At 72.5% G+C, this 24,879-nt stretch carries 20 protein-coding genes, 1 tRNA gene and 1 pseudogene; 7 read left to right on the top strand and 15 right to left on the bottom strand.

Annotation, left to right across the window (positions count from 1 at the left end; translation table 11 throughout):
- Positions 1 to 218 precede the first annotated feature (218 nt).
- Both AMK16_RS16930 and clpS read right to left on the bottom strand, forming a co-directional pair.
- Complete coding sequence (locus tag AMK16_RS16930; RefSeq protein ID WP_073915623.1) at positions 219 to 824, bottom strand: DUF2017 domain-containing protein; 606 nt, start codon at positions 822 to 824, stop codon at positions 219 to 221.
- Positions 824 to 1,138: an ATP-dependent Clp protease adapter ClpS gene (gene clpS / locus AMK16_RS16935; RefSeq protein WP_073915626.1), complete on the bottom strand. Its 315-nt coding sequence runs from the start codon at positions 1,136 to 1,138 to the stop codon at positions 824 to 826. Before clpS ends, AMK16_RS16930 begins: the two co-directional genes overlap by 1 nt.
- Positions 1,139 to 1,218: 80 nt before the next feature.
- On the opposite strand from clpS, the gene AMK16_RS16940 reads away from it, so the two are divergent.
- Together AMK16_RS16940 and AMK16_RS16945 are read left to right on the top strand one after the other, a co-directional pair.
- On the top strand, positions 1,219 to 2,547 hold the full coding sequence (locus AMK16_RS16940) for a nicotinate phosphoribosyltransferase (protein ID WP_073915629.1): 1,329 nt from the start codon (positions 1,219 to 1,221) through the stop codon (positions 2,545 to 2,547).
- A gap of 107 nt (positions 2,548 to 2,654) precedes the next feature.
- Positions 2,655 to 3,254, top strand: a complete 600-nt coding sequence (locus AMK16_RS16945) for an isochorismatase family protein (RefSeq protein WP_073915632.1) — start codon at positions 2,655 to 2,657, stop codon at positions 3,252 to 3,254.
- Positions 3,255 to 3,368: 114 nt separating this feature from the next.
- Here the strand turns inward: AMK16_RS16945 and AMK16_RS16950 are convergent, their stop codons facing one another.
- Together AMK16_RS16950 and AMK16_RS16955 are read right to left on the bottom strand one after the other, a co-directional pair.
- Complete coding sequence (locus tag AMK16_RS16950; RefSeq protein ID WP_073915635.1) at positions 3,369 to 3,683, bottom strand: hypothetical protein; 315 nt, start codon at positions 3,681 to 3,683, stop codon at positions 3,369 to 3,371.
- A gap of 112 nt (positions 3,684 to 3,795) precedes the next feature.
- Positions 3,796 to 6,210, bottom strand: coding sequence for an immune inhibitor A domain-containing protein (locus AMK16_RS16955; RefSeq protein ID WP_199885450.1), 2,415 nt, complete (start codon positions 6,208 to 6,210; stop codon positions 3,796 to 3,798).
- 428 nt (positions 6,211 to 6,638) lie between these two features.
- Between AMK16_RS16955 and AMK16_RS16960 the strand changes: the two genes are divergently transcribed.
- On the top strand, positions 6,639 to 6,965 hold the full coding sequence (locus AMK16_RS16960; RefSeq protein ID WP_073915638.1) for a hypothetical protein: 327 nt from the start codon (positions 6,639 to 6,641) through the stop codon (positions 6,963 to 6,965).
- 60 nt (positions 6,966 to 7,025) lie between these two features.
- Here AMK16_RS16960 and AMK16_RS16965 read toward each other — a convergent pair whose 3' ends face one another.
- The 3 genes and pseudogenes from AMK16_RS16965 to AMK16_RS38530 all read right to left on the bottom strand — a co-directional run.
- Positions 7,026 to 7,829 (bottom strand): RDD family protein, encoded by an 804-nt coding sequence (locus tag AMK16_RS16965; protein WP_073915641.1) that lies wholly within the window; start codon positions 7,827 to 7,829, stop codon positions 7,026 to 7,028.
- Between the two features lie 132 nt (positions 7,830 to 7,961).
- Positions 7,962 to 8,453 (bottom strand): RDD family protein, encoded by a 492-nt coding sequence (locus tag AMK16_RS37250; protein WP_242438748.1) that lies wholly within the window; start codon positions 8,451 to 8,453, stop codon positions 7,962 to 7,964.
- Positions 8,454 to 9,548: 1,095 nt separating this feature from the next.
- Positions 9,549 to 9,953, bottom strand: a pseudogene (locus tag AMK16_RS38530) (DUF2510 domain-containing protein); the annotation flags it as partial.
- On the opposite strand from AMK16_RS38530, the gene AMK16_RS16975 reads away from it, so the two are divergent.
- A complete protein-coding gene (locus AMK16_RS16975; protein ID WP_073915647.1) occupies positions 9,952 to 10,431 on the top strand; it encodes an SsgA family sporulation/cell division regulator in 480 nt (159 codons plus the stop codon). The pseudogene AMK16_RS38530 and the gene AMK16_RS16975 sit on opposite strands and share 2 nt — an antisense overlap.
- 118 nt (positions 10,432 to 10,549) lie before the next feature.
- Here the strand turns inward: AMK16_RS16975 and AMK16_RS16980 are convergent, their stop codons facing one another.
- On the bottom strand, positions 10,550 to 11,944 hold the full coding sequence (locus AMK16_RS16980) for an FAD-binding oxidoreductase (RefSeq protein WP_073915650.1): 1,395 nt from the start codon (positions 11,942 to 11,944) through the stop codon (positions 10,550 to 10,552).
- Positions 11,945 to 12,040: 96 nt separating this feature from the next.
- On the opposite strand from AMK16_RS16980, the gene AMK16_RS16985 reads away from it, so the two are divergent.
- Positions 12,041 to 13,558 carry a tetratricopeptide repeat protein gene (locus AMK16_RS16985; RefSeq protein ID WP_242438749.1) on the top strand — a complete coding sequence of 506 codons (1,518 nt, stop codon included), beginning with the start codon at positions 12,041 to 12,043 and terminating at the stop codon, positions 13,556 to 13,558.
- A 221-nt stretch (positions 13,559 to 13,779) separates the two neighbouring features.
- Here the strand turns inward: AMK16_RS16985 and hppD are convergent, their stop codons facing one another.
- Positions 13,780 to 14,934, bottom strand: a complete 1,155-nt coding sequence (gene hppD / locus AMK16_RS16990) for a 4-hydroxyphenylpyruvate dioxygenase (protein WP_073915653.1) — start codon at positions 14,932 to 14,934, stop codon at positions 13,780 to 13,782.
- 133 nt (positions 14,935 to 15,067) lie between these two features.
- On the opposite strand from hppD, the gene AMK16_RS16995 reads away from it, so the two are divergent.
- Positions 15,068 to 15,565 carry an Lrp/AsnC family transcriptional regulator gene (locus AMK16_RS16995; RefSeq protein WP_073915656.1) on the top strand — a complete coding sequence of 166 codons (498 nt, stop codon included), beginning with the start codon at positions 15,068 to 15,070 and terminating at the stop codon, positions 15,563 to 15,565.
- A 178-nt stretch (positions 15,566 to 15,743) separates the two neighbouring features.
- Here AMK16_RS16995 and AMK16_RS17000 read toward each other — a convergent pair whose 3' ends face one another.
- From AMK16_RS17000 to AMK16_RS17015, 4 genes are all read right to left on the bottom strand, one after another.
- Positions 15,744 to 16,541 (bottom strand): S16 family serine protease, encoded by a 798-nt coding sequence (locus AMK16_RS17000; RefSeq protein WP_073915659.1) that lies wholly within the window; start codon positions 16,539 to 16,541, stop codon positions 15,744 to 15,746.
- A 399-nt stretch (positions 16,542 to 16,940) separates the two neighbouring features.
- Positions 16,941 to 17,582, bottom strand: a complete 642-nt coding sequence (locus AMK16_RS17005; protein WP_069920456.1) for an IclR family transcriptional regulator — start codon at positions 17,580 to 17,582, stop codon at positions 16,941 to 16,943.
- 377 nt (positions 17,583 to 17,959) lie between these two features.
- Positions 17,960 to 19,744 (bottom strand): DEAD/DEAH box helicase, encoded by a 1,785-nt coding sequence (locus tag AMK16_RS17010; protein WP_073915662.1) that lies wholly within the window; start codon positions 19,742 to 19,744, stop codon positions 17,960 to 17,962.
- A 461-nt stretch (positions 19,745 to 20,205) separates the two neighbouring features.
- Complete coding sequence (locus AMK16_RS17015; protein WP_073915665.1) at positions 20,206 to 21,702, bottom strand: MFS transporter; 1,497 nt, start codon at positions 21,700 to 21,702, stop codon at positions 20,206 to 20,208.
- Positions 21,703 to 21,872: 170 nt separating this feature from the next.
- Between AMK16_RS17015 and AMK16_RS17020 the strand changes: the two genes are divergently transcribed.
- Positions 21,873 to 21,947 (top strand) — tRNA-Cys (locus AMK16_RS17020).
- A gap of 99 nt (positions 21,948 to 22,046) precedes the next feature.
- Here the strand turns inward: AMK16_RS17020 and AMK16_RS17025 are convergent.
- Complete coding sequence (locus AMK16_RS17025; RefSeq protein ID WP_073915668.1) at positions 22,047 to 22,586, bottom strand: hypothetical protein; 540 nt, start codon at positions 22,584 to 22,586, stop codon at positions 22,047 to 22,049.
- Positions 22,587 to 24,875, bottom strand: coding sequence for a hypothetical protein (locus AMK16_RS17030; RefSeq protein ID WP_073915671.1), 2,289 nt, complete (start codon positions 24,873 to 24,875; stop codon positions 22,587 to 22,589).
- Between the last annotated feature and the right edge of the window lie 4 nt (positions 24,876 to 24,879).

A 24,879-nucleotide genomic window follows, 5' to 3' on the forward strand; every position in this document is an offset into this window, starting at 1 on the left:
CCGGTTCAAGCGGGCCGGGGGACATGGGTGGCGTCCCGTCGGCGGTCGTGAAGATTTATCACGTGCTTACGGGTGATCGAGGTGGGCGAATGTGACGCACGGCACAGAGAATTCGGGACATAGGCCCTGGAACAGATCAGATCACCGCATGGCGGTGATCTGATCGTTATCCGGATTTGAGCGTCCGCTGAGCGAACACCCGGGGCGGCCCCGCGCCCTCAGAGGGTCTCGATGAGCGTCTCCTGCAGACCGCCCAGCCAGAGGTACGCCATCACCATCGGCTTGCGCGGGTCGTCGTCCGGCAGCCGGAAGAGGGCGGCGCTCTCGTCGTCCTGCGTGATGTCCAGGCGCGCGGCGATGGTCAGGCGCAGGTCGTTGAGCGCGCCGAGCCAGCGCAGCGGCAGCTGTCCGGTCAGCTCCAGGACGGCCGCGCCGTCACCGGCCGGGGTGAGTCCGTCCAGGCTGCGCACGACGGCCAGCGCGTCCTCCCGCTTGCGGGCGCGCAGGTCGTTTTCGGTGAAGCGGCGGAACTCCGCCGAGCGGGCCGTCAGCTCCGCCGGGTCCACCCCGTCCTCGCCGGAGCCGTCCGGCGATCCGTAGGCGTCGGGGAAGAGCCGGGCCAGCGCGGGATCGGCGGGGGGCTCGGTGGGGCCGTCGGCGGCGAACAGCGCGGCCAGCGGGTCGGCATCCTCGGCGGGTTCCGGTTCACCCGGGCCGATCAGCTCCAGCAGCTGCACGGCCAGCGAGCGCAGGATGGAGATTTCGATCTCGTCGAGCGCGATGGCGGCGCCGCCGCCCCCGAGGGGCTGGAACGTGCCGCCCATCAGTTGCGGTCCTGGGTGAGGGTCGCCCACAGGCCGTAGCCGTGCATGGCCTGCACGTCGCGCTCCATTTCCTCGCGGGTGCCGCTGGAGACGACCGCCCGTCCCTTGTGGTGGACATCGAGCATCAGCCGGTGCGCCTTGTCCTTGGAGTAGCCGAAGTACGCCTGGAACACGTACGCCACGTAGCTCATGAGGTTGACCGGGTCGTTGTGCACCAGGGTCACCCAGGGGACGTCCGGTTCCGGGACCGCGAAGGTCTCTTCGGCCGCTTCGGTGCGTTCGATCTCTACGGGAGCAACACTCACTTGTCCCATGCTGCCACCGCGACCGGTCCGTCGCACAAACGGGCCCCACATCTCGTCACTCTGACGAGATGTGCGCTAGCATCCCTGACATGAACCCTGCGGACCTGGGCCTGCCGGTGGACGTGCCGTCGACAGCGCTCTTCACGGACCATTACGAGCTCACGATGCTGCAGGCCGCGCTGGCCAACGGCGCAGCCGACCGCCGCTCGGTCTTCGAGGTCTTCACCCGGAGGCTGCCCGAGGGCCGCCGCTACGGCGTGGTGGCGGGGACCGGCCGGGTGCTCGACGCGGTGGAGAACTTCCGCTTCGACGGCGCCGTGCTGGAGTTCCTGCGCGAGCGCGCCGTCGTGGACACGCGCACCCTGGACTGGCTCGCCTCCTACCGCTTCTCCGGTGACATCTGGGGCTACCCGGAGGGTGAGGTCTACTTCCCCGGCTCACCGATCCTGCGGGTGGAGGGCAGCTTCGCCGAGTGCGTGCTGCTGGAGACGGTGATCCTCTCGATCCTCAACCACGACTCGGCGATCGCGGCGGCCGCCTCCCGGATGTCCTCGGCGGCCGGCGACCGGCCGCTCATCGAGATGGGCGCCCGCCGCACGCACGAGCTGGCCGCGGTGGCCGCGGCGCGCGCCGCCTACGTCGGCGGCTTCGCCTCCACCTCGGACCTGGCGGCCGGTTTCCGCTACGGGATCCCGACGGTCGGCACGAGCGCCCACGCCTTCACCCTGGTGCACGACAACGAGCGGGACGCCTTCACCGCCCAGGTGGCCTCGCTGGGCGGTGGGACGACCCTGCTGGTGGACACCTACGACGTGACCGAGGCCGTACGGACGGCCGTGGAGGTCGCGGGCACGGGGCTGGGCGCGGTCCGCATCGACTCGGGCGACCTGCTGCTGGTGGCCCACCGGGTGCGCCAGCAGCTGGACGAGCTGGGCGCGACCGGGACGAAGATCGTGGTCACCTCCGACCTGGACGAGTACGCCATCGCCTCGCTGGCGGCGGCGCCCGTGGACGCCTACGGAGTGGGCACGCAGCTCGTGACGGGCAGCGGGCACCCGACGTGCTCGATGGTCTACAAGCTGGTGGCGCGGGCCACCTCGGCGGATCCGAAGGCGTCCCTCGCGCCGGTCGCGAAGAAGTCCTCCGGCGGCAAGACCTCGATCGGCGGCCGCAAGTGGGCGGCCCGCCGGCGGGACGCGGAGGGCGCCGCCGAGGCCGAGGTCGTCGGGACCGGACCGGTCCCCGCCGCGCTCGCCGACCACCAGCTGCTGACCCAGCTGGTCAAGGCCGGCGAGGTGGTCGCCCGCGAGCCGCTGGAGGCGGCCCGCGACCGCCACCGCGCGGCCCGCGCCGGTCTTCCCCTCTCGGCGACCCAGCTCTCGCGCGGCGAGGCCGTGATCCCGACGGAGTACGTCTGAGGCACCCTCTCCGGGGTCGCAGGGCGCCGGTTTCGGGGAGGGGCGGGTCGGGGGAAGAGCCCCCCGCAGTCCCCCGCAACACACCATCCAGCCGAAGGGCACGTGACATGCACCGCGCACTGATCGTCGTCGACGTACAGAACGACTTCTGCGAAGGCGGCAGCCTCGCGGTCGCCGGCGGGGCCGATGTCGCCGCCGCCATCACCGAGCTCATCGGCCAGGCCACGCCCGGCTACCGGCACGTCGTCGCCACCCGGGACCACCACGTCGACCCGGGCGGCCACTTCGCCCGCCCCCCGGCCGAGCCGGACTACGAGACCTCGTGGCCCGTGCACTGCGTCGCCGGGACCGAGGGCGTCGGCTTCCACCCGAACTTCGCGCCCGCCGTGGCCTCGGGCGCCGTCGCCGCCGTCTTCGACAAGGGGGCGTACGAGGCCGCCTACAGCGGGTTCGAGGGGGCCGACGAGAACGGCGCGGACCTCGCCCGGTGGCTGCACGACCGGCAGGTCACCGAGGTGGACGTGGTCGGGATCGCCACCGACCACTGCGTCCGGGCCACCGCCCTGGACGCCGCGCGGGCGGGCTTCGCCACCCGCGTGCTGCTGGACCTGACGGCCGCCGTCGCCCCGGGGACCACCGCCCGCGCCCTGGAGGAGCTCCGGGCGGCCGGAGTGGTCCTCGTCGGCGGCACGGGCGCTCCCTCGTAGCGGCAGGGGCGGGCCGGGCGGGCCGGGCGGGCCGGGCGGGCCGGGCGGGCCGGGCGGGCCGGGCGGGCCGGGCGGCGCACTCTGGCAGACCCGGCGGGCCGGGCGGTCACGGCACTAGCCGCCCAGCAGGGCCCGGATCGGGTGCCAGAGCTCCGCCGTCCGGTCGGGGGCGCAGCGCCAGAGAAGGCCGTCGGGATGGTGCAGGACGGCCGTGACCTCGTCCGGGGTCGGCGGGTGCGCGTTGCCCCGCAGGTACACCGCGCGCATGCCGAGGTTCCGCAGCCTGGTCAGGGCGCGGGCCCGGTTCGCGGCATGCACCAGCACGCGGACGTTCCCGTCGTCGCCGCCCTTGCCGGGCGAGGGCCGCGGCAGCGTGAGCGCGACCACCACGCTGCCGCCTGGCAACCTCACGAAACCTCCACCGGGCATGGCTGTCATCTCCCCCGTCAACAAGAAAGTCGCACCACGCATCTAAACGCGATCGGCCGCCGCCCGCTAGAGGGCGACGGCCGATCATGCTTTGACCTGCGGTTTTACTGCATCACTTCGCGGCGGGGCCGACCTCGACCGTCATGACGAGACCGTCGTAGGTCTCCTTGGCGATCTTGATCTTGGTGTTGGTGTCAGCGACCTTCACCGAACCGGTCGGGTTCTCGTCGTAGTAGTACTTGCCCTTGTGGTCGTCGAAGGCCAGGTTCGCGGCCTTCGGCTTCAGGAAGAGCGCCTCACCGTTCTTGTGCAGCGTGAACGCGTCCGTGGAGTACGCGCTGAACGGAGCGTCGTACGGCTGGATCTTGTTCCGCAGCAGGGTGCCGTCGGCCCACTTCATGGGCTTGGCGTTCGCGTCGATCGGCAGGATCAGACCCGAGCCGGGGTGCTGGCTCGTGTTGTTGTCCTTCTGGGAGGTGTCCCAGAGCCAGATCAGCAGGCCGTCCTGGTACGGGTAGTGCTCGACCCAGTTCGGCTTGGTGTTGGCGAAGCCGAAGTTGTACGGGCCCACCTTGAGGGTGGAGTCGTACGACACGTAGCGGCGGTTCTCGGCCAGGTAGTACTGCGCGTACTCCTTGGTGAAGCCGGCGCCGATGCGGGAGAAGCCCTTGCCGGCCCAGCCGTTGTCGCCGTTCTCGGCGCCGTCGGCGAAGACGGTGGCACCGTCGGCGGTGATGTTGACGGCGTCGGCCGTGAAGCCCTTGCCGCCCGCGCCGCCGTCCGTCTGGTAGCGGAAGCGGAGGTCGACCTTCTTGCCCGCGTAGGCGTCGAGCGGGAAGTTCAGCGACTTCCAGGCACCCGAGACACCGGTCAGCGAGGGGCTGCCCGAGGCGTCGGCCGGGATGGCCGCGCCGTCGGCGGTGCCGGCGAGGGCGGTCCAGGTGGCGCCGCCGTCCGTGGACACCTCGGTGTAGAGGAAGTCGTAGTCGGCCTCGATGTCCCACCAGCCCTTGAGCGACAGGGCGGCGGACTTCTTGCCCGTCAGGTCGACGGAGCGGGTGAGGGTGTTCTTGAGGTCGTCACCCATGTTGCTCCACCACTGCGAGGAGCCCTCGGCGGGAGCGACGATGTCGGTCTTGACCTGCTTCTTCGGCAGGTCGACGACCAGCGCCTGCTTGTCCTTGGTGTTGTACTCCGAGACGCCCAGCTGGTGGGTGGACTTCGTCGCGGCCTTGGCCTTGTCGTAGTTCAGCCAGCCCAGCTGGAGCTTGTCCCAGGCGGTCATGTCGCCCGGGAGGTCGCCTATGGAGTCCTTGCCGTTGCCGAGCCAGGAGCCGGCCGACATCAGGGACCAGAAGCCGACCGAGTTCTCGCCGCCACCGGAGGTGTCGTAGAGGTCCGGCAGGCCCAGGTCGTGGCCGTACTCGTGCGCGAAGACGCCGAGGCCGCCGTTCTCCGGCTGCATCGTGTAGTCGCCGACCCAGATGCCCGTGTTGCCGATCTGGGTGCCGCCGGCCTTGTTGTTCGCCGGGCCGGTCTTGCCGACGTCGGTGCCGTAGGCGTACCAGCGGTGCGCCCACAGGGCGTTGGTGCCCTGCACGCCGCCGCCGGCCGACTCGTCCTCGCCCGCGTGGACGATCTGGAAGTGGTCGATGTAGCCGTCGGGCTCGTTGAAGTTGCCGTCGCCGTCGAAGTCGTTGCGGTCCCACTGGTCGTACTGGGCCAGCTGCGCCTTGATCTGCGCGTCCGTCTTGCCGGCCTTCTTCTGGGCCTCCGCCCACGCGGTGACGCCGTCACGGACGGTGTCCCACACGTTGGAGCAGTTGGTCTGGCCGCAGTAGTTCGAGCCGTATCGGGCCTCGTTGTTCGGGATCTTCACCCAGTCGGCGACTTCGCCGTCGACCGAGTAGCGGCCCGAGGAGGTCTTCTCGTAGTAGGTCTTCAGCGAGTTCTTGCCCTGGCCGGTACCGAAGTACAGGTCCTGGAAGTAGTCGCGGCTGAAGTCCTTGCGCCACGCGGTGCTGTTGTTCGTCGCGCGGTCGGGCTGCGCGATCGTGTTGTGCAGCGGACCGGGGGTGCCGCCGTACTTCGGGACCGGCGGCTTGGGGCCGCTCGGACCGTCCGGGTCGAACATGGTCGAGCTGTCGACCTGGTCGCCGAACTCGACGAGGATCGTGAAGATCTTGTCGGTCTTCTCGCGGCCGAGCTCGACGTACTTCTTGTCGTCGAGCTTGACGACCTTCGAGGCGCCGCGCTGCTCGACGTCCTTCTTGCCGCTCAGCACCTGCTCCAGGGCGGCCTTCTTCTGCTTGGCCTGCTGGTCGCTGAACGGACCCTTGAGGTCGTGTTCGACGACCTGCGCGGGAGCGGTCGGGTCCTGGCGGTCGGAAGCAGGGGCGTTGGAGCCCTGGTTCTCGGCCTGCGCCGCCGTGACGGTGAAGAAGGTGGCGCCGCTCGCGCAGGCGGCCAAGGTCACACCGATGGCCACGGCGCGCAGGGCTCGTCGTCTGACGGAATTGCTGGTCACTTGATGTCGTTCCCCTCCCGCGGCCGCAACGTAGGTCGGAACGTCTCCATAGGAGCGGGGGGTTCCGCGCGGCGCGCGTCTCAAGTGACGACATTTGACCGGAGAGTCGAAAGAAAAGACAGACCTTGACTTGTTCCTTACAACTGCACTATGCGGTCAGTCGGTTCCGCTATTCGGACGTTCCCGTTCCATAGGGGACGAAGGGCGCTTCCCGACCTCCGGACCGCGTGCCGCGGCGCGGCATGCCGGGCCCGGGACGGCGCGGCATATGCCCCCGTGCGCCCCCCGTGCTCCGGCCCTTGTCCACATGGGGGTTAGGTCACGCTTACTGGAGGTTCCCCTCGGGCATCCACCGTCGTAGAGTCTCTTGACGCGCGACCTGGTTGAGCCGACTCCTCCCTCTCCCCTCCCCGAGGACGGATATCGTCATGCCGCGTCCGACTGCCGCACAGCTCGCCTACGGTTCCGCCACCGTCGTCGTGTCGACGATCGCCATGCTGCTGCTCTCGCAGACGAGTACGGGGCTCGGCATCGGGGTCATCTCCGTGGCCGCCCTGGCGCTCGGCCTCCTCGTCGCCGTCACCGTGCCGCTCCCGGGGCGCCGCGGCCACCGCGCGACCCGTGCGGGCTCCGCCCCGGCCACCACCGGCTCTCCCGCCCCCGCCTCCGCGCGCCCTTCGTACGGGAACGCGCCGGCGGCCGCCCGGGTGTCTGAATCCCGAACGGCCGCCGCCGAACACTCCGTTCACCACTGACCCCTGCCCGCCGGCCGGGGGGACCGCTCGCTCCGCATGCTGCGCCACGGTGCGTGCGCGTCAGGTGGACCGGACCACCACCGTCTTGCCGACCTTGTCGTGCAGGCCCTGTTTGTACGGCTTGTCGACGAGGATCGAGATGACCAGCGCGATCGGCCACAGGCAGAAGCAGCAGATCAGCGTCGGCAGCCACAGGACCGCGGCACGGGAGAGGGCCGCGCCGGACTGCGGCACGCTGCCGTCGTTGAGCATCGCCACGCGCAGGCCCATCGCCCTCTTGCCGAGGGTCCGGCCGTTCTTCCTGGTGAACAGCCAGTCGTAGCCGACGTAGGCGACGATCGAGATCAGTGTCATGACCAGACCGCTGCCGCTGTAGGACTTGGTGATGACCTCGGAGACGTCCTCGCCCCGGTCCGTCGCGACCGTGTACCGGTTCGTGCCCACCGCCAGCTGGATGAGGAACAGCGGCACGGCGATGATCAGCACGTCGATGATGCGGGCGGCCAGCCGCTTGCCGAAGTCGGCGAGCGGGGGCATCCCGGCGAGGGGGTCGGGCATGCCGTAGCCACCGCCGTGCGGATCGCCGGGACCGCCACCGTACGGACCGCCGGGACCGCCCGGGCCGCCGCCGTACGGACCGCCGGGACCGCCGGGACCGCCGGGACCGCCGGGGCCGCCGCCGTACGGAGGGGGCGGATATCCCCCGCCCCCCGGCCCGCCTGGGGGCGGCGGGGGGTGCCCGCCGCTGCCCGGCGGCGGTGAGCCGTACGGTGAACCGCCCGCCGGAGGCGTCGGTCCCTGGGGCTTCTTGAGGAACGGGTCGTCCTCGGGCGGCTGGCCCGGCGGCGGCTGATCGGTACTCATGGCCCGAGTCGAACCCGACCGTGCCACCCCCGCAACGGGACCGCGTCCATCCGGGGGTGTCCGGCGCGGAACGAGCCCGGCCGTGCCGTACGGATCCGCCGGACCGGGCCGGGGAAGGGGCTCTGCGGGCCGTCAGCGGGCCACGTACGTCTTCGCCGCCTTGTCGTGCCAGCCCTGGCGGCGCGGGCGGTCCACGAGGCACCAGAGGCTGCCGGGGAGCCAGAGGAAGGCGAACACCAGCCAGCGGCACAGTGCGGCGCCGAAGGCGGGCGGCCGCAGCGTGGCGGTGGACAGTACCCGCACTCCCAGCAGTTTCTTGCCCGGGGTGCGGCCCCAACGGGCGGTCGGCAGCGCCTCGTAGAAGACGCCGAAGAGCAGGACCGCGCCGAGGACGAGGCCGGCCTGGCCCGCGATGGTCCCGTCGAGGAGCCAGACGGTGGTGGAGCGTCCGCCGGCCCGGGCGGCGTCCACCTTGGCCTGGAGGTGGGCGGTGGCGCCGGGCACGAGGGGCCGGGCGGCCGCCGCACCGACCGCCGCGAGGACGAGGCCGTCCAGGAGGCGGGCCACGGCCCGGCGCACGGTGCCGGCGGGGCGTACGGCGTCTTCGGCCATCCGCTCGAACACGGCACGGGGAGTACCCGCGTCGGGGCGCGCCGCATCGGGGCGCGCCGCATCGGGGCGCGCGGCATCCGCGCCACGCGGGGCCCAGCCCTGCGCCCGGGGTTCGGCGCAGGCGGGGGCCTGGGCGGGGGCGGGGGCCTGGGCGGGGACTTCGGAGGAACCGCGGGGCGTCCGCAGCCGGACGGCGGGCGTTACCGGCTCCGGCCCCGGGGGCGCTTCGGCGGGGGTTCTGGCCTCCGGAACGGCCGGGTGCGAGCCCCCGGTCCGGGACTCCCGGGTTTCGGGGCGGGACGTCCCGGCCGCCGGGGACCCGGAGCGGCGTACGGCCGCCTCCCGGGGGGACGATTCGGCGGGAGCAGCGGGCGCGGGGGCGGTGGCCGGGGGCTCGGGGCGGGCAGGGGCCGCCGGGGGTGCGGCCGGGGCTGCCGCCTCGGGCCAGGAGGACGTCAGGCCGGTCCCGCCGGGGGCGTCGGGCCACGCCGGGGCGGACGCCGGGGCCGGGGCGGACGCCGGGGCCGGGGCGGACGCCGGGGCCGGGGCGGACGCAGGGGCGGGCGCAGGGGCCGGGTCTGTGGCAGCCGGGGAGCGGGCCGACAGGATCCCCACCGGTGCCTGAGCGGGGTGACGCTGCTCCGCAGGGGCGGTCGCGGCGGCGGCCGGCGTACGCGCGAGGGAGATCCCGGCGGCCGGAGCGGGCGCCGGAGCCACCGGAGCGGAGGACGGCGACGGTGACGGCGAGGAGGACGGCGACGGCGAGGGAGCAGGGGCGGGCAATGGCGCCGGCGAGGGCGACGGGGCCGGCGGGGCGACGGGCGACGGTTCCGGCGGGCTGCCCCAGGACACCCGGTGGTCCCGCGGCCCGCCGAAGCCGGCCTGATGGGCGGGATCGGCCTGCCACACCGGCGGCTCGGCCTCCCGCGGGGGCTCCGGCTCCCGCTTTGGCTCCGGCTCCGGCAGGAGCTCCGGCTCCCGCCGCGGTTCTGCCAACGCCTCCGTCGCGGAGGTCTCGTCGAGGAACACCGGCCCGGTCTCCTCCGTAGGCGCCGGGGCCGGGGTCACCGCCGCGGCCGCGGGCGCGGCAGGGGCCACGGGGGCCGGGGCAGGTCGGCTCGTACCCGGCACCCATGCGGCGCCGTTCCAGTACCGGATGTACCCGGGGATGGACGGATCGGGGTAGTAGCCCTCACGGGCAGCGTGCTCGCCGTCTCCAGGGGAGGCCGTCAATGTCCCCAACTCCGATCGTGGCTTGAGGCGTCTGCAAGGGAGGACCATAACCAAGAACCGCCGCGCGGCAGGTGCGGTAACGGGAGAATGCAAGCCTTCGGGCGAACCGGGGTCCATGCGACTGTTTCCGGTCACCCGACAGCATTCGGCCAAACTCCGTTCCTCCGCCCGGAGTCGCGTCATAGCCGGCCCGGCGGAAGCTCTCTGCGGGTGTGGGGCGCGATCCGGCCCCGCAGACCGGAGCGACGCGCACCCAGCGCAGCGAAGTGAGGCCGTCATGCACCACCCCGTCGTCGAGCGCGAGCTGGAAGTCAAGCTGGTCCTGTCCCCCGAGCGCAGCGTTCCCGTCCCGGCCCGTCTCCGCTACCTCGCGGACGACCCGTACGCCGTCCACATCACCTTCCACACCGGCTCCAGCACCCCGGTGAACTGGACCTTCGCCCGGGAGCTGCTCGTCGAGGGCGTGTTCCGCCCGTGCGGCCACGGCGATGTCCGGATCTGGCCCACCAAGATCGACAACAAGGCCGTGCTGTGCCTGGCGCTCAGCTCCCCCGACGGCGACGCCCTGCTGGAGGCGCCCGCCGCCGCCGTGTCCGCCTGGCTGGAGCGCACCCTGCTCCTGGTCCCCCCCGGCACCGAGGCCGAGCGGCTCGGCCTGGACGCGGCGCTGGCCGAGCTGCTCGCCCCGACCCCGGCCGACGACCTGTGGCTGCGCGACCCCTGGCCGTCGGACGATTCGGCCGACGGGGACCTGTGAGGCCCCCGGCCCCTTACCGGTCACAGCTCACGGGTGACGGGCCCCAGGCCCCCGGGACGGGTCACAGAAGGGCGGCTCGCAGGGTCACAGGGGCACAGGGGCACAGCGGGCTACAGGGTCAGAAGAGCTTGCCCGGGTTGAGCAGTCCCAGGGGGTCGAAAGCCTGCTTGACCGCCCGCTGCATCTCCAGCCCCACCGGCCCCAACTCCCGTGCGAGCCACTCCTTCTTCAGCACTCCGACCCCGTGCTCACCCGTGATCGTCCCGCCCAGCTCCAGCCCCAGCGCCATGATCGCGTCGAAGGACGCACGGGCCCGCCGCGCCTCGTCCTCGTCGGCGGGGTCGAAGCAGACCACGGGGTGGGTGTTGCCGTCTCCGGCGTGCGCGCACACCCCGATGAGCAGGTCGTACTCGCGGGCGATGGCGGCCGTCCCGTCCATCATCTCGGCCAGCCGTGAGCGCGGGACGCACACGTCGTCGATCATCGTGGCGGGCCGCAGCGCCTCCAGGGCTGTCAGCGACATCCGGCGGGCCTGGAGGAGCAGTTCGGACTCGGCCTCGTCCTCGGCGGGGACCACGGCGGTGGCCCCGGCGGCCGTGCACAGTTCGCCCACGGCGGCGAGGTCCTCGGCGGCGTGCGGTGTGTCGAAGGCGGCCAGCAGCAGGGCCTCGGTGGTCTCGGGCAGCCCCATCCTGCCGAGCGCGTTGACGGCCCGGACCGTCGTACGGTCCATCAGCTCCAGCAGCGACGGGGCCGCCCCGGCCTCCATGACGGCGCACACGGCCGCGCAGGCGGCCGCGACGGAGGGGAACTCGGCGGCCAGCGCCAGTTGGCGGGGCGGCGCCGGCCGCAGGGCGAGGACCGCCCCGACGACCACGCCGAGGGTGCCCTCGGATCCCACGAAGAGCCGGGTCAGGTCGTATCCGGCGACGCCCTTGGCGGTACGCCGGCCCGTGCGCATCAGCCGCCCGTCGGCCAGGACCACGTCGAGGCCGAGCACGTACTCGGCGGTGACCCCGTACTTGACGCAGCACAGCCCGCCGGACGCGGTGCCGATGTTGCCGCCGATGGTGCACTGCTCCCAGCTGGAGGGGTCGGGCGGGTAGTACAGGCCCTGTGCGGCGACCTCCCGCGAGAGCACGGCGTTGACCACGCCCGGCTCGACCACGGCGGTCCGGTCGACGGCGGAGACCTCCAGGATCCGGTCCATCTTGACGAGGGAGAGGACGATGCAGCCGTCGGAGGCGTTGGCGCCGCCCGACAGGCCGGTACGAGCCCCCTGCGGGACCACGGGGACCCGCAGGGCGGTGGCGGTGCGCATGACGTGCTGGACCTGTTCGACGGTCCGGGGCAGGACCACGGCGGCAGGGGTGCCGGAGGCGCAGAATCCGGCCATGTCGGCGGCGTAGGAGGTGGTCACCTGGGGGTCGGTGAGGAGGGCCTCGGCCGGCAGCCCTTCCAGGAGGCGCGCCAGGAGGCCGGTGCGGAGCCGTGCGGAGAGGTCGTCGTCCATGGGGCCAGCGTGGCACCCGGGGCCATCGGTGTGAACACGACCGCGACCTTCTTCGGACATCTCGGCGAATTCTTCATATTGACGCACAGTGACCCCATGGACCGTATCGACGAGGAAACCCGGACCCCGGCGCCGCCCGTGACCTTCACCGGCCGCAAGACGCTCGTGGCGGCTGCGGTCGCGGTGGTCCTGATCGCCGCGGCCCTGCTGATCCGGCCCGCGCGCGGCGGCGACGACGGCCGGCCGCCGGGGCCGACCGAACGGGCCGCGGCGGCGGTCACCATGGGCGCGCCCGCCGCGGCGGTGGACCTGACGGCGCTGGTCGCGGACCGGGAGAAGTGGGTGGCGGCGCACCCGGAAGACGACGCCTCGTGGTCCGTCCTGGGCGCCGCCTACCTGGAGCAGCAGCGGCGCACGGCTGATTCGGCCTGGTTCCCGAAGGCGGAGAAGGCGCTGAAGCGGTCGCTGGAGGTCCGCCCGGCCGAGAAGGGCAACTTCGACGCGATGACGGGCATGGGCACGCTTGCCAATGCCCGGCGGGACTTCGGGACCGGCCGCAAGTGGGGCGAGCTGGTACGGGCGCAGGCGCCGCGGCGGTGGACGGCGTACCCCGTGCTCGTGGACGCCTACACCGGCCTCGGCGACTACAAGGCGGCCCAGAAGGCGATGGAGCAGCTGCTGGAGCTGCGGCCCGGCCTGGCCGCGTACGTCAGAGCCTCGCAGGTGTACCGCGACCGCGGCTGGCGCGAGGACGCGATGGTCGCGATGGAGCACGCGGCGGGTGCGGCGAAGGGCCCGGCCGAGAAGGCGTACGCGCTGTTCCGGCTCGGGGAGTTGTCCTTCGAGCGGGGCGACGCGGCGGAGGCGCTGCGGCAGTACGAGGGGGCGCTGCGGACGGATCCGGCGCAGGCGCAGGCACTGGGTGGCCGGGCCCGGGCGCTGGCCGCGCTGGGCCGCGGCGGTGAGGCGGTCCGGGACTACCGGCTGGCGCTGGGACGCACCCCGGTGCCGCAGCTGGCGCTGGAGCTGGGCGAGTTGCTGGAGTCGCTGGGGCGGGAGCAGGAGGCGCGGGCGCCGTTCGACATGCTGAGCGCGCTGGCGGCCCGGGAGGGTGCGAACGGTGTGGACGACGATGTGGTCCTGGGTCTGTACGAGGCGGACCACGGGGACGCGGCGGCGGCGGTGCGGCGGCTGTCGCAGGAGTGGTCGCGGCACAAGAGCGTGCAGGTCGCGGACGCGCTGGGGTGGGCGCTGCACAAGGCGGGCGAGGACGCGGCGGCGCTGGAGTACGCGAAGAAGGCGACGGAGCCGGGGCTGCGGAGCGCGGAGTTCGCCTATCACCGGGCGATGATCGAGCGCGGCGTCGGGGACGAGGCGGCGACGCGGCGCCATCTGGAGGAGGCCATGCGCACGAACCCGCGGTTCTCCCCGGTGCGGGGGCCGCTGGCGAAGGAGGCCCTGGCGGCGATCGGCCGGCCGGCGGCGGGCGGCCCGGAGAACATGCAGCCGGCCACGCCGTGGGTGGCGCCGGTCCTCCCGAAGGCGGCCAAACCCACACCGACCGCACCCGCCACCCCACCCACGCCGGCGCCGACCCCCACCCCCACGCCCTGACCCGCCGCGGGGACCCTGCCGATGACCAGCCCCGCAGACGCTTGAGGCGCACCGTCAGCCACGCCGGCGTTTGAGGCGCACCGCCGGCCCCGCCGGCGTTTGAGGCGCGGGGGTCCGGGGGCGGGCCCCCGGCCACGGCGCCGCACGCGACGACGGCCGGCACCCCGGGCGGGGGCGCCGGCCGAGGCCCCGGCCGCAGACACCCGGCCGGGACACGCAACCTAGAGGTTGCCCCGCTTCTCCTGCTCCCGCTCGATCGCCTCGAACAGCGCCTTGAAGTTGCCCTTGCCGAAGCCCATCGACCCGTGCCGCTCGATCATCTCGAAGAAGACCGTCGGCCGGTCCTGCACCGGCTTGGTGAAGATCTGCAGCAGGTAGCCGTCCTCGTCGCGGTCGACGAGGATCTTCAGCTCGCGCAGGGTCTCGACCGGGACGCGGGTCTCTCCCGCCCACTCGCCGAGCGTGTCGTAGTAGGAGTCCGGCGTGTCGAGGAACTGCACGCCCGCCGCCCGCATGGCCCGCACCGTGGAGACGATGTCGTTCGTGGCCAGCGCGATGTGCTGGACGCCCGCGCCCCCGTAGAACTCCAGGTACTCGTCGATCTGCGACTTCTTCTTCGCGATCGCCGGCTCGTTGATCGGGAACTTCACCTTCAGGGTGCCGTCCGCGACCACCTTGGACATCAGGGCCGAGTACTCGGTCGCGATGTCGTCGCCCACGAACTCCTTCATGTTCGTGAAGCCCATGACCTTGTTGTAGAACGCCACCCACTCGTTCATGCGGCCCAGCTCGACGTTGCCCACGCAGTGGTCGATGGCCTGGAAGGTGCGCTTGGCCGGGGGCGCGACGATCGGGTCGGCGGCGACGTAGCCCGGCAGGTAGGGGCCGGTGTAGTCCTTGCGCTCCACCAGCGTGTGCCGGGTCTGGCCGTAGGTGGCGATCGCGGCGAGCACGACCGTGCCGTGCTCGTCCTTGACCTCGTACGGCTCGTCCAGGCCCCGCGCGCCGTGCTCGACGGCGTAGGCGTAGGCCGCCCGCGCGTCCGGGACCTCGATGGCCAGGTCGACGACGCCGTCGCCGTGCTCGGCGACGTGCTCGGCGAGGAAGCGGCCGCGGTCGGTCGACGCCTTGATGACCGAGGTCAGCACGAAGCGGGCGCCGCCGCTGGCCAGTACGTAGCTGGCGGTCTCGCGGGTGCCGTTCTCCGGTCCGCAGTAGGCCACGAGCTTCATGCCGAAGGCGGTCGAGTAGTAGTGCGCGGCCTGCTTGGCGTTGCCGACGGCGAAGACGACCGCGTCCATGCCCTTCACCGGGAAGGGGTCTGCCTCACGCGCGGTGTGCGGGGTGGTTTCGAGGTTCGCCAGAGACTCAGTCATGAGCGCAGAGTCCCGCCGATCCACAAGCTGCGCAATAGTTTCCTCTTTGACTGTACATTCTGCCCAGCGCAGCCACAGGATGGCTGAAACATCTGTGCACTATGACCACCCTCCAAGGACCCGGGAGACAGCAATGGGCATCGACGACCTCGACGGCCGGCTCATCGTCCTGCTGGCCCGCGAGCCGCGGATCGGGGTCCTGGAGGCCTCGCGCCGGCTGGGGGTCGCCCGCGGGACCGTGCAGGCCCGGCTGGACCGGCTCCAGTCGAACGGAGTCATCCGCGGCTTCGGTCCGCAGGTCGATCCGGCGGCCCTCGGCTATCCGGTGACCGCCTTCGCCACCCTGGAGATCAAGCAGGGGCAAGGGGCCGACGTACGGGCCCACTTGGACGGGGTGCCGGAGGTGCTGGAGCTGCACACCACCACCGGGCACGGGGACATGCTGTGCCGGCTGGTGGCCCGGTCCAACGCCGATCTCCAGCGGGTGATCGACCGGGTTGTCGGCTTTGGTGGGATCGTGCGGGCCTCGACGGCAATCGTCATGGAGAATCCCGTGCCCTTGCGGATCATCCCCCTGGTCGAACAGGCGGCCGAGGACGACGACGGCGGCGGCGGACACAGGACGAGGTGACCGGGCGTGAGCTTCTGGACCATCCCGAGGGGAATCCGTGTCCGAGACCGCCGGCGCGAAGAACACCTCCGGCGCGCCCATCCGGCTGGAGAACCTCACCAAGCGACCAAGGAGGGCTTCATCGAGCAGGGGTGAGGGGTGGGAAAGCGCGAACGGGGGGGGCTTGCCGGGCCGGGCGTCAGCAGGACGGGGGGGCCTGACCCCGGTTCATCGCACGCAGGGCGTCCACGGCGTCCGTCAGCGACGTGACGGGGACCAGCCTCAGCCCTTCGGGGAGTTCCGACTGTGCGTCCGCGCACTCGGCCTTCGGTACGAGGAACACGCTCGCCCCGTCGCGCCGCGCGGCCTGGGTCTTGAGGGCCACCCCGCCGACCGCGCCGACGGAGCCGTCGGGGCCGATGGTGCCCGTACCGGCGACGGTGCGCCCGCCGGTGAGGTCGCCGCCACTGCCGTCGCCGTCGAGCTTGTCGACGATGCCGAGGGAGAAGAGCAGGCCGGCGCTCGGACCGCCGACGTCGGCGAGGTTCAGCTCGACCTGTACGGCCTTCGGGTCCTTGTGCAGGTAGCCCAGGGCGGCCTGCGCGGCAGCCGACTGGGACCGGGTCATTTCCTCCAGGTTGTGCGCCTCGATCTCCTTGTCCGTTCCGCCGGAGGAGTAGACGGCCTCCCTGGGCAGGACGGCGCGGGCGGTATCGAACCAGTTGTCGACGAGCTCGGGGAGGTTCACGGTCGTGGAGGGGCCGGTGGCCTGGATGGTGGTCATGCGGAGCTGGCCGGTGGTCTGCCGGGCCGGGGCCCCGGTGACGGCGATGACGGCCTTGCCGTCGCGCTCGCCCAGCACGTCGGCCGTGAGCCCGGGGCGGGCGATCACGAAGGGCAGCGGCGCGAAGGCCGCGACGGCGAACAGCCCGAGCACGGGCACGGCGCAGACGGCCAGGGCGGCGGGACGCGGCAGACGTGTGAGACGAGAGAGCACCCGGCCAATCTATAGGTCCCCCACCCAACCCCCTCGGCCCCACACCCCCGCCGGCGCACGAGGCGCACACCCCAGCCCCGCCGACGTACGAGGCGCACACCCCAGCCCCGCCGACGTACGAGGCGCACACCCAGGAGCGGAGCCCCGCACACCCCAGCCCCGCCGGCGTTTGAGGCGCACACCCCAGCCCCGCCGGCGCTTGAGGCGCACACCCCAGCCCCGCCGGCGTTTGAGGCGCGGGGTCCGGGGCGGAGCCCCGGCAGCGGCGCCGCACCCGCCCACGGCGCACGCGGAATCCGGCCCCGGCGGCAACCGCCGAGCCCCGGCGCAACCGACCGGGCCGATCGGGCCGACCGGGGCCGCCCTGGGCCGACCCGCCCAACCCCGCCCGACCCGCGGTCAGCGAAGGGCGTCGGCGACCTCACGCGCCGCATCCACGACCCGCGGCCCCACCCGCTCCGGCACCGCGTCGGCCAGCATCACCACACCGACGCTGCCCTCCAGCCCGGTGATGCCCACGAGCGGCGCGGCAGCGCCACTGGCGCCCGCCTCCAGCTCCCCGTGGGTCAGCGTGTACCCGGGCTCGATCAGGGCGCCCTGACGGGCGGCCAGGATGGCCCGCCCGGCGGCCCCGCGGTCCAGCGGGTGGCGGAAGCCGGCCCGGTAGGCCACGTGGTAGTCCGTCCAGGTGGGCTCCACCACGGCGACGGCGAGCGCCTCGGTGCCGTCGACGAGGGTCAGGTGCGCGGTGGCGCCTATGTCCTCGGCGAGGGACCGCAGCGCGGGCAGGGCCGCCTCGCGCACGAGCGGATGCACCTGCCGTCCCAGCCGCAGCACCCCGAGCCCGACGCGGGCCCGGCCGCCGAGGTCACGGCGGACCAGGGCGTGCTGTTCCAGGGTGGCCAGGAGCCGGTAGACCACGGTGCGGTTGACACCGAGGCGGTTGGAGAGCTCGGTGACGGTCAGACCGTGGTCGGTGTCGGCGAGCAGTTTGAGGACTCGGAGCCCTCTGTCGAGAGTCTGGGAGGTTTCCGCGGTCACGACGCCTCTCCCTCTTTCGGTGAGCGGCGGTGACTCTCGGGGTGGCGCGCGCCGGTCCCGCGGCGGCGCACGGAGAGGCCGCCGGTAGCGGCCATGGCACCGGCTGCGCTCCCGCGGCGGCGCTGCCACGGTGCGTTCGATGCGGGGACATTAGCGAGCGGGTCCGCTCAGCGGAAGGGCTCGTCCAGAATCCGGGCGCCTACTACCCCTTTATGCCGGTTCCTGACCGCGACCGGTGTCGTTTCGTGACCTCAACTCGCCCCAGCTGCACGGCGCTCATCACCGGCCCCAACAGGCACCACCCGAACGAGGCGGAAAACGGGCGGAGTCCGTGCGAACCTCCGCACGGACCCCGTTCCTCCACCTGTGCGAACAGATCACCGCATACGGGTGGCCCACTCCTGCACCTTCTTGATCCGCTCGCGCAGCTGGCCCGCCGTCGCCTCCGCGCTCGGCGGCCCCCCGCACACCCGGCGCAGCTCCGTGTGGATGACGCCGTGCGGCTTGCCGCTCTGGTGCACGTAGGCGCCGACCATCGTGTTGAGCGACTTGCGCAGCTCCAACAGCTCCTTGTGCGAGACCACCGGCCGCCGGTCGGCCGGCAGCTCCAGCAGGTCCGCCTCCGCGTCCGGCTTGCGACGGCTGTGCGCGATCTGCCGGGACTGACGTTTCTGGAGCAGCATCTGGACCTGGTCCGGCTCCAGCAGCCCGGGGATGCCGAGGTAGTCCTGCTCCTCCTCGCTGCCCGGGTGCGCCTGCATGCCGAACTCGGCGCCGTCGTAGAGCACCCGGTCGAAGACCGCGTCGGACTCCAGCGCCTCGAAAGACATCTGCTCCTCTTCGCCGGTGTCCTCGTCCTCCTGCCTGTTCGCCTCGTCCATCTCCTTCTCGGACTCGGCGTACGGGTCTTCCTCGCCCTGCTTCTTCGGCCGGTCGAGGACGTGGTCGCGCTCGACCTCCATCTCGTTCGCGAAGCCCAGCAGGTAGGGAATGGTCGGGAGGAACACCGAGGCCGTCTCGCCGCGCCTGCGCGAGCGCACGAAGCGTCCGACGGCCTGCGCGAAGAACAGCGGGGTGGAGATCGTCGTGGCGTACACGCCCACGGCCAGCCGCGGCACGTCGACGCCCTCGGACACCATCCGGACCGCGACCATCCAGCGGCTTCCGTCCGCGCTGAATTCGTCGATCCGCTTCGACGCGCCGGTGTCGTCCGACAGCACGACGGTGGCCTTGCTGCCGGTGATCTCCCTCAGCAGCTTGGCGTACGCGCGCGCCGAGTCCTGGTCGGAGGCGATGACCAGGCCGCCCGCGTCCGGGATGCCCTTGCGGACCTCCGTCAGCCGCTGGTCGGCGGCGCGCAGCACGTTCGGCATCCAGTCGCCGCGCGGGTCCAGCGCCGTGCGCCACGCCTGCGAGATGGCGTCCTTGGTCATCGGCTCGCCGAGCCGCGCGGCGATCTCGTCGCCGGCCTTGGTGCGCCAGCGCATGTTGCCGCTGTAGGAGAGGAAGATGACCGGCCGGACGACCCCGTCGGTCAGCGCGTTGCCGTAGCCGTAGGTGTAGTCGGCGGAGGAGCGCCGGATCCCGTCGTTCCCCTCCTCGTACGTCACGAAGGGGATGGGGTTGGTGTCGGACCGGAAGGGCGTGCCCGTCAGGGCCAGGCGTCGGGTCGCCGGGTCGAACGCCTCCAGGCACGCCTCGCCCCAGGACTTGGAGTCGCCGGCGTGGTGGATCTCGTCGAGGATGACCAGCGTCTTGCGCTGCTCGCAGCGGTTGCGGTGCAGCATCGGGCGCACGCCGACACCGGCGTAGGTGACGGCGACGCCGTGGTAGTCCTTGCTGAGCGGCCCGGCGGAGTACTCCGGGTCCAGCCGGATGCCTATCCGGGCGGCGGCCTCGGCCCACTGCTTCTTCAGGTGCTCCGTCGGCGCGACCACGGTCACCTGCTGGACGACGTGGTGGTGCAGCAGCCAGGAGGCGAGGGTCAGCGCGAAGGTGGTCTTGCCGGCCCCGGGGGTGGCGACCGCGAGGAAGTCCCGCGGCTGGGTCTCGATGTAGCGGTCCAGCGCACCCTGCTGCCATGCGCGCAGCGCACTGGCGGTACCCCAGGGGGCCCGGCCGGGGAAGGCAGGTGAGAGGTGGTGGGAGGCGGTAGTAGTCACGGTCTCCGGTTCGGGCTCTCGGCGTACTCGCGTACTGGTACGGGCAGTCGTACGTAGGACAACCGGGCCACCCTACCGGCCCCGGCCCGGCCCCCGCGGAGGGACAGGCCCGTGACCTCGGCCGGTGCGGCGAGCGTCACACGGCGCCGCCGCCGGGCGAACCGGGCCGGGCGACCGGGCGGCGGCGCGAATCGTGGGGCGCGCATCGTGCCGCGCGCATCGTGGGGCGCGCATCGTGCCGCCGGGTACGGCGGAGCGCATGCCGCCGTCGGGCCTGCGGTCGTGTACCGGGCGGCGCCGCCCGGGCCCCCGGCGCAGGGGGGTGCCGACGGCGCAGGGCGGTGTCGGACGGTGTCAAGCGATGCCGAGCGGTGCCGGCGATGTCAGGCGGTGCCGGCGATGTCAGGCGGTGCCGGCGATGTCAGACGTCGCCCGGCGGTGTCAGGCGTCGCCCGGCGGTGTCAGGCGTTCTTCGTCGCCGTCCCCGCCGCCGCGGGCCGGCCCGTGCGCCGTTCGTCCAGCCGGGTGGCCACCCACGCCCCCACCAGCGCCACGCACGCCATCGGCAGGAACACCACGACGAACGCCGCCGGGTGCGAGGACCCGCCGTCGGCGCTCACCGTGTGGGCGGCGCCCACCGTTCCGCCGCCGAGCGCGGCGAAGGCCGCCCCGACCACCGCCAGCAGCACCACATTGGCCAGGGCGTCCGAGATCTGCAGGGCGGCCGAGTTCGCCCCGGCCTCCTCGGGCGCGGACAGCTTCAGCAGCAGCACGCTCGTGGAGCCGATCACCAGCCCCATGCCCATGCACCCCACCGCCCAGGCCACGGCGAGCGTCCACACCGGCACCCACGGCACGAGCACGGCCGGAGCCGTCGCGATGGCCAGGGCGACGAGCAGCATCCCGCCCACCATCAGCGGCCGCCGGTAGGGCTCCACCCGCCCCTTGGACTGCACCCACGACCCCGCGGCCCAGGTCAGCCCGCCCAGCGCGAGCGAGAAACCGGCCAGTGTCGGGCTCAGTCCCCGCTGGGTCACCAGCATCAGCGGCACGAAACTCTCCGCGCCGATGAACGACCCGGCCGCCAGCCCGCGCAGCAGCACCACCGAGGGCAGTCCGCGCCGCGCCAGGTAGGTCCCGCGCGGCAGCAGTCCCAGCACGGCGGGCACCAGCAGGGCCGTCCCGGCCGCGGCCGGGAGCAGCGACAGCCACCGCAGGTCCTGGGCGGCGTACTGGAGCAGCCCGGCGCCCGCCGAGATGCCGAGGGCGAGCCGGATCCGCCGCCGGTCGAAGGCGGCGGGCGGCGCGTGCGGGTCCACCGGGCCCGAGGCGGTCCGCCGGATCGCGGGCAGGGCGACGACGAGCGGGACGAAGACGAGGGCCGGGATCCCGAGGAAGACCCAGCGCCACCCGAGGTGCTCGGTGACGGTCCCGGAGGCGAGCGGACCGACGATGGAGGGGACCACCCAGCTCGCGGCGAAAGCCGCCATGATCGCGGGGCGCAGCCGCTCGTCGTAGGCGCGGCTGACCACGACGTAGAGCGCGACGATGACCAGCCCGCCGCCGAAGCCCTGCACGGCCCGCCCGAGGACGAACACCCACATGGCCCCGGAGGTCCCGGAGCACACCAGTCCGGCGGCGAAGGCCCCGATCCCGACGGTCAGCGGCCGCAGCGGCCCCTGCCGGTCGGCCCACTGCCCGGACAGGACCATGCCGAAGAGGCTGGTGGTGAAGTAGGCGGAGAAGGCGAAGGCGTAGAGCCCGATGCCGTCGAGCTCGCGCGCGGCGACGGGCATGGCCGTCCCGACGGCGGTGGCCTCGAAGGCGATGAGGAAGACGACGGAGATGATCCCGATGCTGAGCGCCCGGTAGGCGGGCCCGAGGACCCCGCCCGGCCGCGGCGGCGGCGGGGGGACGGGTCCGGTCTTCGCGGGCACACGGGGTTCGAGGGCGCTCATCGCCCCAGGGTAAGGGGCATGACCCCGCCGTGGCCCTGTCAATTAGGCGGATCCCGCTCGTCCGCCGGACCTAGGACTGTGAACGCGGCATGGCAGTCGCATTGCGACCGCCGCGCACACCTTCCCCGACCGCCGCGGCCCCCGTACGGTCGTGCACATCACCACCACCCAGCCGTGTGCCCGAGTGGTTGAGGGACTCGCCTGCAAAGCGAGTTACGCCGGTTCGATTCCGGTCACGGCTTCCAGGCGAAAGCCGCTCCGGGACAGGCGCTCCCCGGAGCGGCTTCCGCCTTTCCGGCGTCCGGGAGCCGGGAGCCGGGAGCCGGGCCCCGAGGTCGGCCCCCTCAGGTCCCGCAGCCGGTCTGGCGCTTGGCGTAGTCGGCGTACTTCTCCATGAGCCCGGTGAGCAGCGGGCGCGGCGCCCCGGCCTTCTCGTCGTCGACGGTTCCACTGAGCCACAGCTCCAGCTCGAAGGGGTCCCCGGCCCCTTTGCAGGAGAGCCCGGCGGCCGCGCCCGTGTCCCACACCTTGCCGTTTTCCACGGAGGGGATCGGATCGGCGTTCACCTGTTCCAGCGGCCACGAGAACCCTTGCCCGAGGGGCTGGCGTTCCGCAGTGACGAGCACCCCGCTCTTGCCGTCGACGTAGATGTTGCAAGTCGCCCCGCGCCGATCCGCGGTCAGCTTGAGGTCGGCAGGGGATTCGACCTTGACCTCGTCCCCCCGGCCCAGCAGGGGAGCGAGATCGGCGGGCGTGAAGGCCCCGAAGCAGGTCGTCTGCGGGAGCCGGGACGCGGCCGGCGGTTTCTCGCCTGCGCAGCCCGTCAACACCAGGGCCCCGGCCAGGACACCGGCGAGGGCCCGGCACACACCGGCACGCATCATTCAGGAGCCCCCTGCGTTGGAGGTGGCGACCTGACCGCGGCCGACCGCATGGGCGTTGGCCGTCTCGGTCGATGCGACCCCCATCAGGTCCCTGACGTCCTGCGCGCTCAGGCCCGACCCCTCCGCCGCCTTGTGCACCGATGCCGCCGCGGACCGGCCGGCCGCCTTCTGCGCCTCCGTGTAGTCGACGGCGGCCTTCTGGTTCCCGTCGTCGGCTTTCTGCGCCTGGTCCTTCTTCGCGCCTTCGACGACGCTCTCCGTGATGTCCTCCTGGAGCCACTCCACCACGTCCCCGGCCAGGGGGACCATCTCCAGGTACTTCCCACCCGCCGCGCTGATCCCGCGGTTGATCCATTTGGCGTTGTCCTCGACGCCTTTGACGTACTCCTCCTGCTTGTGCGCGTTCTCGGCGAACACGCCCTCGGCGCGAGCCTCGGAGAGGATGCCCGCGATCTGACCGCCGGGGTGAACGGCCACCTTGATCGCGGCGTCCAGCTCTCCGTGCTCATCGCGGTGCGCGATGACGTCGTTGATGAGCGTCGTCGTGAACGCCCTCTGGGAATTGGTGATCGCTCCGTAGGCGTCCGGATCCTGGGCGACCGCCCCGATGAAGCCGGCCATGTCCGACTTCTGGAACTCGGCCATCACACCATTGGCTTTGATCTGACCGCCTTCGTTGTCCGCCGACGCCTGGATGTCCGGCATGTACTCGGCGGCCATCTGCCCGAGGTGCCCGGACAGACCCTTGAGCGGCCCGTCGTCCTCGCCGGGCTTCGCAACGACCAGCTCGGGTTTGTCCCCGATCTTCTCCACGATCCGTTCCATGACGGACTTCATCCCCGTGGTGTGCTCGACCGGCGGCGAGTCCTCGTCGCCCGGGGTGCGGTGCGAAACCGCTGCCATGAGGGCGTCGCCGATCGCCCGCTGGGCCGGGTGGAGCTCCCCGGTCCCCGTGGTGTCGAACCCGTCCACGTACGGCTTCTTGTCGAGCATGTAGTCGACCATGCCCCGTTCCTGGCCGTGCTGCCCCTTGACCGGTTTGTCGGCCTTGGTGACGATCCCGTCCCCGTCGCCGTCCTCGCGGACCGGCTCGTTGAAGAGGGCGGTCGCGGCTTCGGGGTTGTTCCCCAGGGCCAGCATGAGACCGGTCAGCGGGTAGAAGCCGCGGCCGCCGCCGCGGCCCTGGCTGAGGGCCGTCTCCAGCCCGGACGGCGTCGCGTACTCCCAGGCCTGCGGGTTCTTGCGGTCCATGGCGATCATGTCGCGGCCGACGGACGTCAGGAACTCCGTGTCGTAGGCGCCTTCGCGCATCAGCGCGCCCAGCGCCTGATAGCCGTAGATCTTCGTGAACCCGCCGGTGACGTCCATCTCCTTGTGGCCCGCCTTCATCAGCCGGGTCGTCCAGACCGCGTCCAGGTGGTTCGGCACGTCCTTGTGCGTCGCGAGGCCGAGCATCGCGCCCATGTCGCTCTGGATGTTCGCGACCATCAGCTGCCGGTCCTTGGCTGCCGGTCCGAGGCCCGTCGCGTCCAGGGACATCCTGGAATACGCCGCCAGGGTTTCCTCGGGGCCGACGGACCGGTAGAAGTCCGTCGCGAACTCCGGGTCCGCGCGGTTGTCGTCGAGCAGGTCCTCCAACTCGCGCAACGCCTCGACGTTGCGCGCCGTGCCGCCCTCACCGGTCACCTTCTTCATCAGCTCGGCGGCGCGGGCCACCTGCTCGGCGTCCAGGGTGCTGTACTTCGGCCCGCTGAAGTCGTGCTGGTCTGCGCCGTTCGCCTGGAGCGCGCGGACGAGCGACGCGTCGGCGTCCGCGGCGTCCTCGACCGCACGGTCGATCCGGGCCTGCCACGCGTCGCGGTTCGTGCGCAGGCCCTGCTGGTAATCGGGGTCGTGCCGCGCCGCGTTGCGCTCCGCCTCGGTGGCCAGGGGGACGGCCTTGACCTGGCCGGTCGCGTCGACCCGGAATCCGGCGGCCGGAGCGTCCGCGGCGAGTTTCCTCAGCTGCTCCTGGGCGGCTTTGAAGGTGGCGTGCGCGTCGGCGAGGAGCAGCTGGATGCCCTTGGCCTCCTTGGCCGCGTCCGCGAACTCCTTCGCCGTCTTGCCGACGAACGCCCGCCCCACGCCGGCCGTGACCCCGCTCCACTGGGCCTTGTCGGCCTTCGCCTTCATCCCGTCGCGCGCAGCCTCGGCGAGCTCGTCCAGTTTGCCGACGAGCGCCTTCCAGTCGGTGACCGCCGTCTCGAGCTTGCCCAGCGGCGCGTTCATCACGTTCTCGTACGTCAGCATGCGG

Source organism: Streptomyces sp. CB00455 (genome assembly GCF_001905445.1).
In the GTDB taxonomy this organism is placed as follows: Bacteria; Actinomycetota; Actinomycetes; order Streptomycetales; family Streptomycetaceae; genus Streptomyces.

What these genes read in the sequence shown, in the direction of transcription:
- AMK16_RS16930 (WP_073915623.1), bottom strand. Translation starts at nt 824, where the DNA reads ATGGGCGGCACGTTCCAGCCCCTCGGGGGCGGCGGCGCCGCCATCGCG.
- clpS (WP_073915626.1), bottom strand. Translation starts at nt 1,138, where the DNA reads ATGGGACAAGTGAGTGTTGCTCCCGTAGAGATCGAACGCACCGAAGCG.
- AMK16_RS16940 (WP_073915629.1), top strand. Translation starts at nt 1,219, where the DNA reads ATGAACCCTGCGGACCTGGGCCTGCCGGTGGACGTGCCGTCGACAGCG.
- AMK16_RS16945 (WP_073915632.1), top strand. Translation starts at nt 2,655, where the DNA reads ATGCACCGCGCACTGATCGTCGTCGACGTACAGAACGACTTCTGCGAA.
- AMK16_RS16950 (WP_073915635.1), bottom strand. Translation starts at nt 3,683, where the DNA reads ATGCCCGGTGGAGGTTTCGTGAGGTTGCCAGGCGGCAGCGTGGTGGTC.
- AMK16_RS16960 (WP_073915638.1), top strand. Translation starts at nt 6,639, where the DNA reads ATGCCGCGTCCGACTGCCGCACAGCTCGCCTACGGTTCCGCCACCGTC.
- AMK16_RS16965 (WP_073915641.1), bottom strand. Translation starts at nt 7,829, where the DNA reads ATGAGTACCGATCAGCCGCCGCCGGGCCAGCCGCCCGAGGACGACCCG.
- AMK16_RS16975 (WP_073915647.1), top strand. Translation starts at nt 9,952, where the DNA reads ATGCACCACCCCGTCGTCGAGCGCGAGCTGGAAGTCAAGCTGGTCCTG.
- AMK16_RS16980 (WP_073915650.1), bottom strand. Translation starts at nt 11,944, where the DNA reads ATGGACGACGACCTCTCCGCACGGCTCCGCACCGGCCTCCTGGCGCGC.
- AMK16_RS16985 (WP_242438749.1), top strand. Translation starts at nt 12,041, where the DNA reads ATGGACCGTATCGACGAGGAAACCCGGACCCCGGCGCCGCCCGTGACC.
- hppD (WP_073915653.1), bottom strand. Translation starts at nt 14,934, where the DNA reads ATGACTGAGTCTCTGGCGAACCTCGAAACCACCCCGCACACCGCGCGT.
- AMK16_RS16995 (WP_073915656.1), top strand. Translation starts at nt 15,068, where the DNA reads ATGGGCATCGACGACCTCGACGGCCGGCTCATCGTCCTGCTGGCCCGC.
- AMK16_RS17015 (WP_073915665.1), bottom strand. Translation starts at nt 21,702, where the DNA reads ATGAGCGCCCTCGAACCCCGTGTGCCCGCGAAGACCGGACCCGTCCCC.
- AMK16_RS17025 (WP_073915668.1), bottom strand. Translation starts at nt 22,586, where the DNA reads ATGATGCGTGCCGGTGTGTGCCGGGCCCTCGCCGGTGTCCTGGCCGGG.
- AMK16_RS17030 (WP_073915671.1), bottom strand. Translation starts at nt 24,875, where the DNA reads ATGCTGACGTACGAGAACGTGATGAACGCGCCGCTGGGCAAGCTCGAG.